The sequence below is a fragment of the Streptomyces sp. PTL18 genome (assembly GCF_059510295.1).
The window spans coordinates 203,643-220,212 of sequence record NZ_JCAJZO010000009.1; the positions used below are offsets into that span (position 1 = coordinate 203,643).

Here is a 16,570-nt window from a genome sequence, read left to right on the forward strand (position 1 = left end):
AGGGGCGCCGGGGACCGGGTCCCGGGCGGTGGTGGCGGCTCCATGGGGTCCCAGTGGGCATGGGCCGACGGCTCAGGGTGATCCGGGCGGCCGGGCGTGTGCCGAGGCGCGGGTCAGGGTGCGGATCGCGTGGATCAGCAGGGTCAGGGCGGCCACGGTGCAGACGAGAGCCGGTACGGCGTCCACGCCCCAGGCGTCGGTCAGCGTTCCGACCGGCGCGGCGAGCGCGGAGCAGCCGGGGAGCCGGGCGGCGAAGACCGTGGCGAGGCCGGTGGCCTCGACGGCGGCCGCGGCGCCGAGGGCGAGGGCCGGGGCCCGTCCGGCGCCGTGGACGGCGAGGAGCCGCGCGAGCAGCAGGAGCGCGCCGAGGGCCCCGGCTCCGAGCGGAACGGCGGGGTCGGCCAGGAGGGCTCCGGTCAGCGCGAGCAGTGCGGCGAAGACGCCCAGGAAGAGGGCGAACACACCGATGAACAGCGGGGTGACCGAGGCCGCGAACTCCTCCAGGCCGCGGCTGGTGGCGAGTCTGCGGCGGGTGTGGACGGCGAAGAGGCGGGCGCACCAGGCAGCCGGGCCGCAGGCCAGGGCGAGGCCGAGGACGGGCGCGGTGGCGGGGGGCCAGGGGCCCTCGGGGCCCCCGTCCAGTGCGGCGCGCAGCAGGCCGTCACCGAGGAGGGCGTAGGCGAGCAGCCAGCATGTCCCCACACGCGTGGCGGCCGAGGCGGCGTGGGCGGGGGCGCGCAGCGGGCCCCGGCCGAGTGCCACCCGCAGGCCGAAGGTGACGGCGAGGGCGCCGAGCAGGGCGACGGCGAGTCGGGCACGGCCGTCGGTGACACGCAGGCCGAGGACGGCGGCGGTGCACAGGGCGCCGGGGAGCAGGGCGAGGACGGCCCACGCCCGGTGCTCGCGGGTGTCGCCCGTGGGGGCGGGGCTCGCTGCGGGCCGGTCGTCGTCGCGGGCCACGCGCGCGTACATCTCCTCGGCGAGCGAGAAGACGTCCCGGTGCCGGTAGCGGGCGGCGGCCCGGTCGGTCAGTCCGTGGGCCTCCAGACCGGCCGCGATCTCCAGCGGGTCGACGGCCCGTTCGCACAGCTCCCGATGCCGGTGCATGAGCGCCTTGACGGGGTCGGCGGCGCCCCGGCGGGCGGGGGGCCTGCGGGCCGGATCCGCGTTTCCGGCGCTCGCGGCGCGCACGGCACCGTCGGCATGGGGCGCCCACTGCGCCGCCACCGCACGGGGCGGTCGCTCGGCCGCGGCAGCCCCCGCGTGCGCCTGAGTGGCCTCGTCCGCACTCGTGTGCGCGCTCTGGGCCCCCGGCTCCCATTCCTCCGGCCTCGTGTCCCAGGCGTCGGAGCGGTGCGGTGCGCCCGCGTCTGTCGCTTCTCTCATCGCGCGCCCTCCACTGCCGGAACGGGTGCCTGGGGCTGGACGGCGGCGCGTACGGGTGTCGGCGCGGCGTCCTGCGCGGACGCCCAACGGGGACGGGCACCGGGCAGCCGGGGCTCGGTCCAGCGGCCGGGCAGATGGGCCTCCGCGGGCGCTCCGAAGGGCAGCGGTTCGCCCGCGTCGTCCACCACGACCCGCCGCACCGGCGCATGAGAGACGGTCTCCAGGTAAATGCCGTGAAATGCCGCCACGTTCTGCTGGACGGTGAACAGTTCGAGGGCTCGTGCGCGGGCGGCCGCGCCGAGGCGCTCACGGCGCGCGGGGTCGTGCAGCAGTGCCAGGCACGCCTCCGCGAGCGCCCGCGGGTTGCGCGGCGGGACCACGAGGCCCGTGCCGCCGATGACCTCCACCACCGCGCCCACATCCGTGGACACCGTCGCGCGACCGCAGAACATGGCCTCCACGAGGCTGATCGGAAACCCTTCGACGACGCTCGACAGGACGACGACCGCGCCGGCCGCGTAGGCCTCCGCCAGGTCGGGCACCTCCGGGTCGCCGATCTCCTCGAAGGACACCGGGTTGTCGCCGACGGCGTGCACGCCCTCCGCCTCGTCCGGGAACAGCTGCGCGGCCAGGACCCTGCAGTGGCCGAGGTACTCCGCGGCCTCGGCACCCGCCGCGCTCCCGACGACGCGCAGCCTGGCCCTCGGCTCCGCCTTGCGGATCTCCGCGAAGGCGTGAAGCAGGCAGACCAGGTCCTTGGCGGGCTCGACACGGCCGACCCAGACCAGCGTGTACGGGTCCGCGCGGTCGGCGGTCTCGCCCACCTCGGTGAAACGGGACGCCTCCATGCCGGGGTAGACCGTGCGCACCTTGGCGCGGTCGGCGCCGCACCGCTCCTGCCAGCGCCGGGCATGGGCGTTCCCGGGTGTGACGCAGGCGGCCCGCCGGTACACCTCGGCGGCCAGCCGGCGCTGGAAGGAGGCGCGCAGCGCGCGCACCGGGCGCGTCTCGTCCGTCGCTGCCAGGTAGTGCGCCCGGAGCCGGACCCCGTACTCGGTGACCAGCAGGGGAATGCCGAAGAAGTGCCCGGCGAGCAGTCCGGGCAGGGCTGCGGCGCCGCCCGACGTGGCGTGGCAGAGGTCGACGGAGCCGAGTCCGTCGTCCTCGTACCAGTCGAGCGAAAGGGGGCGCAACGCCCGTTCGACGTGTGCGGCCACCTCGAGCAGGTCGGGTACGCCCGCCGCGCGCGCCGCGCGGAGGGCGCCCGGCGCGCGGCAGGCACCCTCCAGGGCGCGTACGGCGGTCTCGCAGCGCAGTGCGCGAGCCAGTCCGCCCTCGTCACGGGCGAGTTCGGCGAGTGCGTACAGGGCGCTGCCGAAACGGTCCGCCTCGGGGCCGACCCGTCCGGGCTCGCCGTGCGGCGCCTCCGGCTCGGGTGCCGCACACAGGGCGGCGGCCAGCTCCCCGTACGCCTCGGTGAACCGCCGCCGGGCCCGGCGTCCGTACGCGGCCCCGTCGTCCTGCGCGGTCCACAGGGGGGCCGTGCGCACCCGGCCGACGTGCGGCGGGAGCGGGATCCAGCCGTCCTCCTCCTGCCGCTCGGTGCGGCAGAGCGCGTAGACGTGGAACTCGTGCTGCCGAAGTCCGCGCACGAGCCGGTCGCACCAGAGCCTGGCGTCACCGCTCACATACGGATAACCACTCTCGGTAAGCAGTCCGATGCGCACGTGTGCACCCCCGATCTCCCGTAAGGAGCCGCCGTCGACCGGCGGCCCGCAGCGGGACGAACGTATGCGGACAGGGCGGTGGTGCGACGGATGGTTTTCTGTCACGCCACCAAAAGGGGTGAACGGGCGTAACTTTCCCGGACAGGTCGCGTTCGATCGCACTAGGGGTTCATCGGCTCGCTTTTCGGCCGCGCGGCCCGGTCACACGACGCCGAGCTCCTTTTTGCGGGCCGTGCGCCGTTCGGCCGCGACCGCCGGATCCAGCGCGGGTACGGCCGCCAGGAGCTGCCGTATGTGCGGCGTCCGGGGCGACTCGTACACCTCGCCGGTGGGACCGTGCTCGACGATCCGCCCACGGCGCACCACCGCGGCCCGGTCGCCGGCCCGGCGCACGGCGGCGAGGTCGTGTGCGATGAATGCGAGCGCCTGTCCGAGTTCGCGCTGCGACTCGGCTGGGGGGTGACGACCTGCGCAGGGACGGCGACGTCCGGCGCGGAGACCGGCTCGCCGCAGCCGATGAAGGGGAGACGGACCCGGTCAGACGTCCGCCTCGGCGACGCGTCGTCGAGAAGAGGTGCACCGGCCGGCGTCTGCCGGCGGGTCACGGTCGAGACGGGGCACGGGCGAAAGGAGGGGGACATCGCGACGCGAACCCGAGGCGGGCGTCAGCGACAGTCCGATGTCGGCCACGCACCAGCGCGGTCACTCCGACGAGTGCCGGCTCGACGGCGGCACGACGGGGCGATACGGGTGGCCATGCGAACGTCGACGGGACGAGAGCTACGCCCGTCAACTGCGGGGATACGGCCAGGGGTTGGGACGGCAGTGGATTCCGTCGTGGTCGAGGAACTTGGTCTGCTGCTGCATGACCGGGGCGAGCTCGCCGTCCTTCTCGCAGTTCACATGGCCATGGCCGAGGCGGTGGCCCACCTCGTGGTTGATCAGCATCTGGCGGTAGGCGTGGATCGCGTCGCCGTAGGTCGTCGAGCCGTGCGCCCAGCGAAAGGCGTTGATCATGATGCGCTCGGTGGAGGCCGAGTCGCAGGAGACGTTGTCCTCCGTGGTGTCCAGGCCCGACTTGGCGCACCAGTCGGCGGTGGTACCGGGGCCGGCCAGCGTGATCACGAAGTCGGGCTTGCCGGAGGAGATGCGCTCGAAGGTGCGGGCGCCGTGATGGGCCCAGCTGCGGTCGTCGTTGAGGGTCTTCTGCACGGCCTCGGCGAAGAGTACGCCGTCGAGACCGAGGCCCTTCTCGACGTCCACGCGGTAGGTGTACTTCCGCCCCGTGCCCGGTGCCTTGTCGAAGCCGGGGACCGCGTCGAACTTTCCCGTGCCCTTCAGCGTGGCGCTGAGCGGGTACGTCCGGTCCATCGCCTGTTCGTATGTCAGCGGTGTCCCGCCGGGCGGGACGGAGGGGGTGGGGTCGGCGCCGGTGGCCGGGCCGGAGGCGTGGCGGGCCTGCCCGGTGGCGGGCCGGGACGGTGCGGCGGCGGTGCGGTCCTGCCCGGCGAGGAACTGGCCGACGACGACGACCACCAGCACGGTGGTCACCGCGGCGGCCACGATGCCGGCGTACGAGCGTTTCCTGCCGCTCGTGCCGCGTGCGCCCTCATCGACCCCCATGGGTGTCGCGGTCTGCGGGGTCCGCGCGCCGGGCTCGCGCTCGGCGGTCAGGGGCGCGTGCGGGGCGCGACCGGTGCGGCGGGGCCTGAAGACGTTCTCGTCCTCGTCGAAGGCGTCGAAGGCGTCGAGGTACTCCTGACGGGGGCCGGACTGCGACCGCTGCCGCGGGACCCGCGGCGCGGTCTGCCGCTGCGGCACGTACTGGGCCGCGCCGGACCCGAGGTCGCCCCGGGCACCGCCGGCTTCGCGATGCTCGGGATGACCGCCGCGGACCCGGGGGGCACCGTCACCAAGGCGGGGCACACCATGGGCGGGCGTGCCGTCGGCGAGCCTCGGAACGCCATGGGCGGGTGTCCCGCCGGCGAGCCCAGGAACGCCTCGGGCCGGTGTCCCGTCGGCGGTGCGACGCGTGCCGCCGACCGCCGCTTCCCGTGCCGGCCGGTCCGTGGCGGATATGCCCGGCACCACGTCCGTGTCACCGCTCGTGCCGTCGCCCCGCCCCTTGCGGCTGTGTCGTCCCACGCCGCTGCTCAGCTCCTTGTGTCCGCCGTGCCGGTGTCGTCGTTCGCCGCGTCCTGCGGGGAGGTCCGGGTGGAGGTCCCGCCCGGCGCCCCGGATCCCGCCCTCGCCGGGCGCTCGCCCGACTCGCCCGTGTCCGTGAGGAGTTCACGGAACGCCGCGGCCATCACGTCCGGGTATTCCATCATCGCGACGTGTCCCGCCTCGGGCAGGGTCAGCAGGCGGGAGTCGCGGAAGGCACGGGCCGCGCGCTGGGCCATGCGGAACGACACCAACTGGTCCCGGCCGCCGTAGACCAGGAGCGTCGGGGCGAGGACCCGTTCCGCCTGGCGCCACAGCCCGTGCTGGCCGCCCAGGGTGTAGGCGTTCACGATCCCCCGCGCCGAGCGTGCCATCGCGTCCCAGAAGTAGGGCAGCTTCAGCCGCCGCTCCATCTCCTCGACCGCGTTGCGGAAGCCCTCCGGCGTGACCCGTCCGGGATCGCCGTAGCACAACGCCATGACCCCGCGGACCCGCTGCTCGGCCGTCCACTCCTTGGTGTACCGGGTGAACAGGGCGGCGACCCCGGGCAGCGCGAGCAGGCCCGTCGGGACGGCGCCCCGCTGGACGAGGATCTCGGGCAGCGCGGGTGAGACCAGCGTGAGCGTGCGCACGAGGTCGGGGCGGACGGCCGCCACGCGCGTGGCGACGGCTCCACCCATCGAGTTTCCGAACAGGTGCACGGGACCGCGTCCGGCGGCGTCCAGATAGCGGATGACCGCGCGCGCGTGCCCGGTGACGGAGTAGTTGCCGTCGTCCGGCGGCGGCGAGTCGCCGAAGCCCGGCAGATCGACGGCCTCGCCGTCGACGTGGCCGTCGAGCAGCGCCATCAGAGCCGACCAGTTCTGGGAGGAGCCCCCGAGCCCGTGGACGTACAGCGCCGGTGGCAGCCCCTCGTGCCGCGGCGGTCTCGACCGGACCGCCAGCGTGATTCCGGACAGTGCCACCGACCGGAGCCGTTCACCTTCCTCGACCCTGACGGGCGCCACCTTCGGAAGGACGTTGGCGGCCGTGACGGACGGCGACTCGGTCGAAGACATGCGCCAATGTTACGAGACGATCACGCAGTGGTTCATGTGTTCGCTGTCACAACGACCAGGAGCGACGCCCGGCGTCAAGCACTCCCCGGCCCCCGGGGCTTCTCACCACACATAGCGTCCCGATCCGGTGTCTCCTAGGCTCGAAGCAGGGCACCCGCATATGGACCCCGCCTCTTCAAGGACGTTCCGGAAGTCCGAGGAGTTCCAGGAAGGGAGCCCACCATGGCCGTAGACCCCACTGATCCCCAGACGTTCGAGGACGAGGAGAACGACACCGCCGAACTCGACGAACTCGACGTCGAGGCCCCCGAGAACGACGCCGCCGAACAGCACGCGGAGCTGACCCCCGAGCGCGACGAGACCGTGAAGGGGGACGACATCCTGCGCGCCAACGAGGCGGACCTCGCGGAACAGGCGCGCATCGTCGCTCTCGACGAGGACGACTACCGGTGAGCGCCCGGCGGACGGGAGATCGGTGAGGTACGACGATCACGGCACGTGAAGGAACGGGTGGATACGGTGAGCGACCTCGGGCCGCCACCCGGCTCCGGGGCGTCCGCTGGTCCGCCTCGCCCGCATATGGCGCGTTCCGTGCGGTTTTCGCCACCGTCCGGTCCGTGAAATTCTGCGCTCGCACCGCGCACAGCAGGGTTACCGAAAAGTACGATGGCGGCGCGGCGCACACCGCATGTGGACGATTTTGGGAGGCGGCGTGACAGCCATCGAGCAGACAGAGGCGGCACGCCCGCGGGGCACGCGCCTGCCGCGCCGTGCCCGACGGAACCAGTTGCTGGGCGCCGCGCAGGAAGTCTTCGTGGCGCAGGGATACCACGCGGCCGCGATGGATGACATCGCCGACCGCGCCGGCGTCAGCAAGCCGGTGCTCTACCAGCACTTCCCGGGCAAGCTCGACCTCTATCTGGCCCTGCTGGACCAGCACTGCGAGGCCCTGCTGCAGGCCGTACGGAACGCGCTGGCGTCGACGACCGACAACAAGCAGCGCGTACGGGCCACGATGGACGCGTACTTCGCGTACGTGGAGGACGACGGCGGCGCCTTCCGGCTGGTGTTCGAGTCCGACCTGACGAACGAGCCCGCCGTGCGCGAGCGCGTCGACAAGGTCACGATCGAGTGCGCGGAGGCGATCTGCGACGTGATCGCCGAGGACACCGGTCTGTCGCGGGCCGAGTCGATGCTGCTGGCCTCGGGGCTCGGCGGCCTGGCCCAGGTGGTGGCACGCTCCTGGCTGCACAGCGACCGCAGCGTGCCGCGCGACCAGGCGGTGCAGCTGCTGACCTCGCTGGCGTGGCGGGGCATCGCGGGCTTCCCGCTGCACGGGAGCGAACAGCACCACTGACGCCTCGGGGACCGATCGACGCCGTACGGCCCCGCCCGCGACCGCCGGGCCGGGCCGTACGGCTGTTTTGTTCCCGGCGGGTGTTCGCTCCTGGCGTGCGGGAGCGGAGCGTGTACGTCCCCTCACCGGGCTAATGTGTGCTGGTACGGCGCGGAGGGCCGCGCACATCACTGACCGTCGGAGGGACAAAGCCGTGGAGGTCAAGATCGGCGTGCAGCACGCGCCCCGCGAGATCGTTCTGGAGAGCGGGCAGAGTGCCGAGGAGGTCGAGCGCGTCGTGTCCGAGGCGCTGGCCGGCAAGTCGCAGCTGCTGTCCCTGGTGGACGAGCACGGCCGCAAGGTCCTGGTCCCGACCGAGCGTCTCGCCTACGTCGAGATCGGCGAGCCCACCCCCCGCAAGGTGGGTTTCGGCGCGCTGTAGCTCCGGACGGAGCAGCGAAGGGGCCCGGCGGTGCGTGTACCGCCGGGCCCCTTCGCTGCCCGGGGGCGTGCCGGTTGGAGTGGACGCCTGCCCGGGAAGGCGCCTGGTCGGGGACCACACAGACGGAGCACATCCGCCCCACAGGGGATGATTGTGTTCCGCACGCCGCGGGTAATACCGGCTACGACCGATTTGCCCAGGCAGCAGCCGTGCGGGAGGGAACCTCGTGATGCTCTTGGAAGCGCTCGGCTCCGCCGTCCTCGGGCTCGCCCTGGCATGGGTGGCCGCACGCCGCCTGGCGCACCGCCTGCCCAGCCGTGTCCTGGTGCTGTCGACGGGTGCGGCGGGAGCGCTCTTCGGTGCGTTCGTCACCCACAGCGCGCTGGGCCCGACGGGCCTCGTGGTGATCCTGGCCGGGGCGCTGGTGGTCTCGGCGGCGTCGCTGTCCCTGCTGCTGAGGCCCGCGGAAAGATTTCGCCGCCGCTCGGCGACGGCCTGAGCGCCGCCGGGCCCGGCCCGAGGCCGACCCGGCGGACGACGACCGGCGCATCTCCGGTCAGCGGATGCGGGGATTCCGGGGTCGGCTCGGGCAACGGCGGCGGCGGGGACGCGGGCTGGAACGGCGCCGCCCGGTGTAAGGCCGGCCGACGCCGTCACACCGGGCGCGACTGAGGTCGGGACGCCCCGCCGCCCGAGGGGGCCGCGGGGCCCCCGCCGTACTGCCGGCCGTCGGCCATCCGTACGGTGACGGCCGGGCAGGAAGCGAGTGCGGCCCCGGCGATCCGGCGACTCGGCGTCAGGCAGCCAGCCCCAGGGCCGCCATCCGCTTGGTGTGAGCCTCCGTGATCCGGGAGAACATCCTGCCGACCTCCGCGAGGTCGAAGCCGTCGGCCACACCGCCCACGAGCATGGTGGACAGCGCGTCCCGGTCGGCCACCACCCGCTGGGACTGCGACAGCGCCTCGCCCATCAGCCGCCGCGCCCACAGGGCGAGGCGGCCGCCCACGCGCGGCTCGGCGTCGATCGCGGCGCGGACCTTCTCCACCGCGAAGCCGGCGTGCCCGGTGTCGTCGAGCACGGCCAGGACGAGCTCACGGGTGTCGGTGTCGAGGCGGGCCGCGACCTCCCGGTAGAAGTCGCTCGCGATCGAGTCGCCCACATATGCCTTGACGAGCCCCTCCAGCCAGTCCGAGGGCGCCGTCTGCTTGTGGAAGCTGTCGTACGCCGCCACGAACGGCTCCATCGCCTCCGTGGGCTCGGCCCCGATCTCCTTCAGCCGGTCCCGGATCCGCTCGAAGTGGTGGAACTCGGCGGACGCCATCTTCGCCAGCTCCGCCTTGTCCGTCAGCGTCGGCGCGAGCTTCGCGTCCTCCGCGAGCCGTTCGAACGCCGCCAGCTCCCCGTACGCGAGCGCGCCCAGCAGGTCCACGATCGCGGCACGGTACTGGGGGTCGGCGGAGGCGGTCGCCCAGTCCTGGGCGGCCACTCCGGTGGGTCCGGCGGGGGCCTGGGGGCTGTCGGGGGCGTTGTCAGGCGTCGTCATGAAGCGCACAATAGCCCGCTCACCGACCCCTGGAAGTCCCTGGTCAATCAGTGTGACGACGGCTACGTGACCGAATCGGCCACCGCGAATGCGCGATTCCGGGGTATGGTGGTAATGCGCCTGCTGAGTACGTACGTCTATGGAGACGGCGTATCTCGACGGGCCGCATGTATGAGGATGCCCGGTCGGTGGCCCGATCGGCTCCGACCCGACAGCCCTCCTGGTCCGTACGGCACTGTGCGTACGGCGCCCAGAGGGACCCTCAGCGGTACGAGCGCTGGAGCGTCGGCGTGGTCCCGTGCCACAGGCCCGTCCCCCAAGCAGGCCGACGTCATCCGGCACGGTCACGACCCCCGCGCTCGCCTCGCGCCGCCCACACAGAAGAGGCAGCACCCTGACTACGACCTTTCGAGAACTCGGAATCCTTCCCGAGACCGCCGAGGCCCTGGAAGCCGTCGGCATCATTCATCCCTTCCCCATCCAGGAGATGACGCTCCCCGTAGCCCTCTCCGGCACCGACGTCATCGGCCAGGCCAAGACCGGTACCGGCAAGACGCTGGGCTTCGGACTCCCGCTCCTCGAGCGGGTCACCGTTCCCGCCGACGTGGAGGCGGGCCGGGCGAAACCGGAGGCGCTCACCGACGCGCCGCAGGCCCTCGTCGTGGTCCCCACACGCGAGCTGTGCACCCAGGTGACCAACGACCTGCTGACCGCGGGCAAGGTGCGGAACGTACGAGTCACCGCGATCTACGGCGGCCGGGCCTACGAGCCCCAGGTGGAGGCCCTGAAGAAGGGCGTCGACGTGGTCGTCGGCACCCCCGGCCGGCTCCTCGACCTCGCCGGGCAGAAGAAGCTGAACCTGAAGCACGTCAAGTGCCTGGTGCTCGACGAGGCCGACGAGATGCTCGACCTCGGCTTCCTGCCCGACGTCGAGAAGATCATGGACATGCTGCCGGCCAAGCGGCAGACCATGCTGTTCTCGGCCACGATGCCGGGTGCGGTGATCGGTCTCGCCCGCCGCTACATGTCGCAGCCGACGCACATCCGTGCCACCGCGCCGGACGACGAGGGCGCGACGGTCGCCAACATCAAGCAGTTCGTCTACCGCGCGCACTCCATGGACAAGCCGGAGATGGTCGCGCGCATCCTGCAGGCCGAGGGCCGCGGGCTGGCGATGATCTTCTGTCGGACCAAGCGGACGGCGGCGGACATCGCCGAGCAGTTGCAGCGGCGTGGGTTCGCCTCCGGCGCGGTCCACGGCGACCTCGGGCAGGGCGCGCGCGAACAGGCCCTGCGCGCCTTCCGCAACGGCAAGGTGGACGTGCTCGTCTGCACCGACGTGGCCGCGCGCGGCATCGACGTCGAGGGCGTGACGCACGTCATCAACTACCAGTCGCCCGAGGAAGAGAAGACGTACCTGCACCGCATCGGCCGTACCGGCCGCGCGGGCGCGTCGGGTACGGCGATCACACTGGTCGACTGGGACGACATCCCGCGCTGGCAGCTGATCAACAAGGCGCTGGACCTGGGCTTCAACGACCCGGTGGAGACGTACTCCACCTCGCCGCACCTGTACGCGGACCTGGGCATTGCCGAGGGCACGAAGGGTGTCCTGCCGCGCTCCGAGCGCACGCGCGCGGGTCTTGCGGCGGAGGAGCTCGAGGACCTCGGCGAGACCGGTGGCCGCGGCTCACGTGGGCGCCGCTCCCCGGGCGCGTCCACGGAAGGCGAGCGTCAGCCGCGTACGCCGCGCCGTCGGCGCCGCACGCGGGGCGGTACGTCGCCGGACACGTCGGCGACCACCGATGCCGTCGCCGCGGAGGAGACCGAGTCGGAGGAGCGCCGTACCCCCCGGCGACGCCGCCGCACCCGTGGCGGTGCGCCGCTGGAGGCGGCAGCGGCAGAAGTGACGCCGATGACCGCGGAGTCGGCCGCGCCGCAAGCGGCGGAGACGGCCGTGGAGACGGCCGAGGCCGCGGAGACCAGGCCGCGCCGCCGCCGCACCCGCAAGACCGCGGAACCGGTCCCGGCCACCACCGAGACCACCACCGAGGCCGCGGCGCAGGCCGTGGACACCGCAGAGGCGACCGAGACCAAGCCCCGCCGCCGCACCCGCAAGACCACGGAGACGGCCCCGGCCACCACCGAGACCACCACCGAGGCCGCAGCGCAGGCCGTGGACACCGCAGAGGCGACCGAGACCAAACCCCGCCGCCGCACCCGCAAGACCGCCGAAGCGGCGCCGGCCGCCGACGCCACGACCGAGGCGACCGAGGCCAAGCCGCGCCGGCGCACGCGCAAGGCCGCCGAAGCCGGCGTCGAGACGGCCGAGGGCGGGGTGGCGCAGGTCGAGGCTCCGGCCAAGCCGCGGCGTACCCGCAAGACGGCGGAGGCGGCGCCCGCGGAGGAGACCGAGACCAAGCCGCGGCGTACCCGCAAGGCCGCCGAGGCGGCCGTCGACACCGCCGAGGCCGCCGAGGTCAAGCCCCGTCGACGGACCCGCAAGGCCGCCGAGGCCGCCCCCGAGGCCGCCGTGGACGGTGCGGAGGTCACCGAGACCAAGCCGCGCCGTACCCGCAAGGCCGCGGAGACGGCACCGGCCGCCGATGCCACGACCGAGGCGACCGAGGCCAAGCCGCGCCGGCGTACGCGCAAGACCGCCGAGACCGCCCCGGTCTCCGAGGCCGCGATTCCCGCGCAGGCCGCCGACGAGCCCGAGGCCGGGCCCCGGCGCCGCACGCGGAAGGCCGTCGCGGCGGAGGCGGAGATTCCGGCGCAGGTGGACGATGCCGCCGAAGCCAAGCCGCGACGCCGCACGCGGAAGGCCACGGAGCCCGCGGAAGGCTGACCACCAGCGCTCGGCCACGGGCCTGTTCACCGATGGCCCGCACCTGTCACGGAGACGGGTGCGGGCCATCGGTGTTGTCGTCCCGCCCGGTACCCTCACCCCCATGAGCCGTCCCCCCAGCTTCACCCCGCCCCCCGGCGTCCACGCGTACCGGCTCGCCACGGAGCGCGGGGAGTTCGCCGTGCTCGAGGCCGACGCCGCGACGGCGCCGGTGAAGGGGACCGCCCTGCTGCTGCCCGGTTTCACCGGCAGCAAGGAGGACTTCCTCCTCCTGCAGCCGCTCCTCGCGGCGGCCGGATACCGGACCGTCGCCGTCGACGGGCGCGGACAGTACGAGTCCCCCGGGCCGAAGGACGACGAGGCGCCGTACACGCAGGCCGAGCTGGCGCGGGACGTCATCGCGCTGGCGCACGCCGTCGGGGCGCCGGTGCATCTGCTCGGGCACTCCCTCGGCGGCCAGATCGCCCGGGCCGCCGTCCTCCTCGACCCCTCCCCGTTCGCCTCGCTCACCCTGATGGCCTCCGGTCCCGCCCAGATCTCCCTCCCCCAGCAGCAGCGGGTGAAGCTGCTGCACGACGCGCTCGCCGTCCTGGACATGGCGGGGGTCTGGGACGCCATCCAGGCCTTCGAACCGCCGGAGGACATCGACGCCGGGGACCTCGACGAGGGCCTCTCCGACGGGGAGGACCTGCGCCGCCGCTGGCTGAGCAACAGCCCCGCCCAGCTCCTCGCCACGGGGCGGCAGCTGTGCGAGGAACCCGACCGCGTGGCCGAGCTCGCCGCCGTCGGCCTGCCCGTGCACGTGCTGTCCGGCGACCGCGACGACACCTGGCCCGTTCCACTGCTGGACGACATGGCGGACCGGCTCGGCGCCCGGCGCACCGTCGTCCCGGACGCGGAGCACTCCCCCAACACCGACCAGCCCGAACCCACGGCCGAAGCTCTCATCGCCTTCTGGGATCGGCACGCCTAGCGCGACCGTCAGTACTGCGCCTGCAGGTGCTCCCAGAAGCCGTCCCGCAGGGCGCGGCGCAGATCCGCCTGGCCGCGCAGCGAGTACTGCAGCAGGCTCTCCGCCTCGACCAGCAGGTCCTGGTCGATGGAGCCGGGCAGGTACGGGTGGCCGGGAAGCAGGTCCGCCAGCGAGTCGCGGCCGCGCTCCGCGAGCCACTTGGCGGCGACCTGCGCGCCCACGAACCGGACGTCGTCACGGGTGGGGCGGGCCGCGGCGGAGGGCTCGTAGGTCGCGGCCGTGCGGCGGCTCACGTACGGCTTGAAGAAGTCGAGTTCGAGGGTGCGCTGGCTGTCGACCTCCCACAGCAGCGGTTCCGCCTGGTTGCGGCCCTCGGGCGCCTCGATGCCCCACAGGTGCACCCGGGCCCCGTACCCCTGCGCCGCCTCCACCGCCGACACCAGGTCCTCGTCGCCGCCGATGAGCGCCGCGTCGCTGATGGCGCGGTGCCGGGCCAGTGACTCGAGATCGGAGCGGATGAGTGAGTCGACGCCCTTCTGCTGGTTGTTGGCGTTGAGGTTGCCGAGCCGGACCTTCACGTCCGGGAGTTCGGCGATGGACTGCTGCTCGGCGGTGTGGATGCGGCGTCTCGCGCCGTCGTACCAGTACACGCGCAGCAACCGGCTGTCCGCGAAGACCGTGCGCGCCTTGTCGATGAGGGCGTCGATCAGTCCCTCGGCGTCCAGGTCGAAGGCCCGGCGGTCCTCGGTACCGGCGACGAGCCGTCCGGCGGCGGCGTACAGGTAGCCGGCGTCGACGAAGATCGCATGTGTCGAGGGAGTCTTCGCCACCTCGGCGAGCATGCGCTGGAGCAGCTCGTTCGTTCGGTCGATGCGGGCGCCGAGCGCCGCCAGGTCGTCGTTCATATGCCTCCATTCTCCCGACGGTCACGCTGCGAACACAACCGATCCCAATCAGTGCACCACGAACTCAAACCGGCCGTCGATTCCATCGATACCGGTCGGTAATTAGCGACTCGAAAAATTTCCTTAGCGTAGGGAATGTTTGTAACAAGCATCCCGTTGACTACTCACAGGAGGGGGCACCAGACGCTCCGCACTCCACTCACCAGTAGTTCTCCGCAGGAGGATGACCAGACGAAGGGAGAAGCCCATGCGCTTCGAAATCATGCGACTCGACGATGTCGACGGTACCCCCGTGGACACCACCGTCGTGGAAGCCGCCTCCGTCAACCAGATCGTTCAGCAGGCCGCGGCCATAGGGCAGCGGCTGTGGATCCGCCCGGCCGAGGCGTCCGCCTCGTAACGGCGCCCACGAAGGACTTCGGAGCCCCGTACGGCATGGTGCCGTACGGGGCTCCGCGCGTACGGGGCGGGCCCGGGCGATCAGGCTCCGTGGATGACGCGGACGATCCCGTTGATGATCTGCTGGACGGCGATCGCGGAGAGCATCATGCCCGCGAGCCGGGTCACCAGGACCACCCCGCCGTCCTTGATGACGCGGATGATCAGCAGCGAGTAGCGCATGACCAGCCACAGCACGACGTGGATCGCGAGGATCGCCGTCCACACGGACACCTGGGTCCCCACGCTGCCCGCCTTCTGCACCGCGAGGATCACCGAGACGATCGCCCCCGGTCCGGCCAGCAGCGGCATGCCGAGCGGCACGAGGGCCACGTTGACATCCTTGGTCTGCTTCGGCTCGTCCGTCTTGCCGGTCAGCAGGTCGAGGGCGATCAGGAGGAGCAGCAGACCGCCCGCGATCATGAGCGCGGGCACGGAGACATGCAGGTAGTTGAGGATCTGGTGGCCGAGCACGCCGAACACGGCGATGACGCCTCCGGCCACGCAGACGGCCTGGAAGGCCATGCGCTTCTGCACCTTGGCGGGGCGGCCGGCGGTGAGCGCCAGGAAGATCGGGGTGATCCCGGGGGGATCCATGATCACGAACAGGGTCAGGAAGAGGGAACCGAAGACGGCGACGTCGAACATGGGTGCCTTGCGATGAGGTACGGACGAGCATGCGGCGGCGGACGTCCCGCGGCCGCCGGTGCCGTCGTCACGCGCGCAGGCGTGGGACGACCGGATGCGGCGGCGGGCGCCGGGGTGCCGTGGAAGGAGGAGAGGAGGTGCGGAGGATCAGGCGCTGCGCAGTCCGCCGGCACCCGGGACGGGGAACGCGCCGGTGGCCCGCCGGATGATCTCCCCGTACACCTCCGGGTCGGTGGTGTACTCGCCGAGCGCGCACGTCTTGCGGCTGCCGTGGTAGTCGGAGGAGCCGGTGGCCAGCAGCCCCAGCTCGGCGGCGAGGCCGCGCAGCCGCGCCCGGGTCGCCGGGTCGTGGTCCATGTGGTCGACCTCGATGCCGTCGAGCCCGGCGGCGGCGAGGTCCGCGATGGCGGACTCCGGCACGGTCCGGCCGCGCTTGGAGGCGGCCGGGTGCGCGAAGACGGTCACTCCGCCCGCCGCCTTGACCAGCCGGATCGCCTCGAAGGGGTCGGTCTCGTGCTTCTCCACGTACGCGCGTCCGCCGTCGGCCAGCCACTCGGGCGTGAACGCGTCCGAGACGCCGGCCACGACGCCCAGCTCCACCAGTGCGGAGGCGATGTGCGGGCGTCCGACCGAGCCGTCGCCCGCGATACGGGCCACCTGCTCCCAGGTGATCGGCACACCCAGCTCCCGCAGCTTGCCGATCATGGCGTGGGCGCGGGGCACCCGGTCGTCCCGCACCAGCTCGCGCTCGGCGAGCAGGTCGGGCTCCTCGGGGTCGAAGAGGTAGGCCAGCATGTGCATGCTGATGCCCTCGTACCGGCAGGAGAGCTCGGCGCCCGGGACGAGCGTCAGCCCCGCGGGCAGCGCCTCCATCGCCTCCGCGTGACCGCGGGTGGTGTCGTGGTCGGTGAGCGCGACGACGTCCAGTCCGGCCGCGGCGGCGCGCCGCACCAGCTCGGCCGGGGTGTCCGTGCCGTCGGAGGCGGTGGAGTGGGTGTGCAGGTCGATGCGCACGACACGGGCTCCAGGCGGTGACGGGACGGAAGGGGACGCTCAAGGATAGCGGCAGGGCAGGGCCCGCCGTCACACCCGTAGCCGGGCTG

15 protein-coding genes and 1 pseudogene are annotated in these 16,570 nt (G+C 73.0%); 7 read left to right on the plus strand and 9 right to left on the minus strand.

Annotated features, from left to right (window positions below; genetic code table 11):
- Positions 1 to 72: 72 nt before the first annotated feature.
- The 5 genes and pseudogenes from AC5WS8_RS19555 to AC5WS8_RS19575 all read right to left on the minus strand — a co-directional run bounded on the left by AC5WS8_RS19555 (position 73) and on the right by AC5WS8_RS19575 (position 6,334).
- On the minus strand, positions 73 to 1,386 hold the full coding sequence (locus AC5WS8_RS19555; RefSeq protein ID WP_496104696.1) for a hypothetical protein: 1,314 nt from the start codon (positions 1,384 to 1,386) through the stop codon (positions 73 to 75).
- Positions 1,383 to 3,113 (minus strand): DUF3492 domain-containing protein, encoded by a 1,731-nt coding sequence (locus tag AC5WS8_RS19560; RefSeq protein ID WP_496104697.1) that lies wholly within the window; start codon positions 3,111 to 3,113, stop codon positions 1,383 to 1,385. Before AC5WS8_RS19560 ends, AC5WS8_RS19555 begins: the two co-directional genes overlap by 4 nt.
- Positions 3,114 to 3,314: 201 nt before the next feature.
- Positions 3,315 to 3,631 (minus strand): annotated as a pseudogene (locus tag AC5WS8_RS19565) (ABC transporter ATP-binding protein); the annotation flags it as partial.
- 271 nt (positions 3,632 to 3,902) lie between these two features.
- The gene (locus AC5WS8_RS19570) at positions 3,903 to 5,258 is read right to left on the minus strand and encodes a DUF3152 domain-containing protein (protein WP_496104698.1); all 1,356 of its coding nucleotides are present in this window, start codon (positions 5,256 to 5,258) and stop codon (positions 3,903 to 3,905) included.
- Positions 5,259 to 5,266: 8 nt separating this feature from the next.
- A complete protein-coding gene (locus AC5WS8_RS19575) occupies positions 5,267 to 6,334 on the minus strand; it encodes an alpha/beta fold hydrolase (protein ID WP_496104699.1) in 1,068 nt (355 codons plus the stop codon).
- Positions 6,335 to 6,556: 222 nt separating this feature from the next.
- Here AC5WS8_RS19575 and AC5WS8_RS19580 point away from each other — a divergent pair, with 222 nt between their 5' ends.
- The 4 genes from AC5WS8_RS19580 (at position 6,557) to AC5WS8_RS19595 (ending at position 8,611) form a co-directional block, all read left to right on the plus strand.
- Positions 6,557 to 6,787 (plus strand): Rv3202a family protein, encoded by a 231-nt coding sequence (locus tag AC5WS8_RS19580; RefSeq protein WP_496104700.1) that lies wholly within the window; start codon positions 6,557 to 6,559, stop codon positions 6,785 to 6,787.
- Between the two features lie 259 nt (positions 6,788 to 7,046).
- On the plus strand, positions 7,047 to 7,691 hold the full coding sequence (locus AC5WS8_RS19585) for a TetR/AcrR family transcriptional regulator (protein ID WP_103843672.1): 645 nt from the start codon (positions 7,047 to 7,049) through the stop codon (positions 7,689 to 7,691).
- A 193-nt stretch (positions 7,692 to 7,884) separates the two neighbouring features.
- Complete coding sequence (locus AC5WS8_RS19590; RefSeq protein ID WP_103843673.1) at positions 7,885 to 8,112, plus strand: DUF3107 domain-containing protein; 228 nt, start codon at positions 7,885 to 7,887, stop codon at positions 8,110 to 8,112.
- A 229-nt stretch (positions 8,113 to 8,341) separates the two neighbouring features.
- Entirely contained in the window at positions 8,342 to 8,611 is a 270-nt protein-coding gene (locus AC5WS8_RS19595) for a hypothetical protein (RefSeq protein WP_496104701.1), read from the plus strand.
- 297 nt (positions 8,612 to 8,908) lie between these two features.
- Here the strand turns inward: AC5WS8_RS19595 and AC5WS8_RS19600 are convergent, their stop codons facing one another.
- On the minus strand, positions 8,909 to 9,655 hold the full coding sequence (locus tag AC5WS8_RS19600; protein ID WP_496104702.1) for a ferritin-like domain-containing protein: 747 nt from the start codon (positions 9,653 to 9,655) through the stop codon (positions 8,909 to 8,911).
- 487 nt (positions 9,656 to 10,142) lie between these two features.
- On the opposite strand from AC5WS8_RS19600, the gene AC5WS8_RS19605 reads away from it, so the two are divergent.
- Both AC5WS8_RS19605 and AC5WS8_RS19610 read left to right on the plus strand, forming a co-directional pair.
- On the plus strand, positions 10,143 to 12,503 hold the full coding sequence (locus AC5WS8_RS19605) for a DEAD/DEAH box helicase (RefSeq protein ID WP_496104703.1): 2,361 nt from the start codon (positions 10,143 to 10,145) through the stop codon (positions 12,501 to 12,503).
- A gap of 103 nt (positions 12,504 to 12,606) precedes the next feature.
- On the plus strand, positions 12,607 to 13,476 hold the full coding sequence (locus AC5WS8_RS19610; protein ID WP_496104704.1) for an alpha/beta fold hydrolase: 870 nt from the start codon (positions 12,607 to 12,609) through the stop codon (positions 13,474 to 13,476).
- Positions 13,477 to 13,484: 8 nt separating this feature from the next.
- Here the strand turns inward: AC5WS8_RS19610 and AC5WS8_RS19615 are convergent, their stop codons facing one another.
- A complete protein-coding gene (locus AC5WS8_RS19615) occupies positions 13,485 to 14,381 on the minus strand; it encodes an NYN domain-containing protein (protein WP_496104705.1) in 897 nt (298 codons plus the stop codon).
- Between the two features lie 247 nt (positions 14,382 to 14,628).
- Between AC5WS8_RS19615 and AC5WS8_RS19620 the strand changes: the two genes are divergently transcribed.
- The gene (locus AC5WS8_RS19620; protein WP_496104706.1) at positions 14,629 to 14,781 is read left to right on the plus strand and encodes a DUF8834 family protein; all 153 of its coding nucleotides are present in this window, start codon (positions 14,629 to 14,631) and stop codon (positions 14,779 to 14,781) included.
- 80 nt (positions 14,782 to 14,861) lie between these two features.
- Here the strand turns inward: AC5WS8_RS19620 and AC5WS8_RS19625 are convergent, their stop codons facing one another.
- Both AC5WS8_RS19625 and AC5WS8_RS19630 read right to left on the minus strand, forming a co-directional pair.
- Positions 14,862 to 15,467, minus strand: coding sequence for a MarC family protein (locus tag AC5WS8_RS19625; RefSeq protein WP_496104707.1), 606 nt, complete (start codon positions 15,465 to 15,467; stop codon positions 14,862 to 14,864).
- A 147-nt stretch (positions 15,468 to 15,614) separates the two neighbouring features.
- Positions 15,615 to 16,481 carry a PHP domain-containing protein gene (locus AC5WS8_RS19630; RefSeq protein WP_496104708.1) on the minus strand — a complete coding sequence of 289 codons (867 nt, stop codon included), beginning with the start codon at positions 16,479 to 16,481 and terminating at the stop codon, positions 15,615 to 15,617.
- Positions 16,482 to 16,570 lie beyond the last annotated feature (89 nt).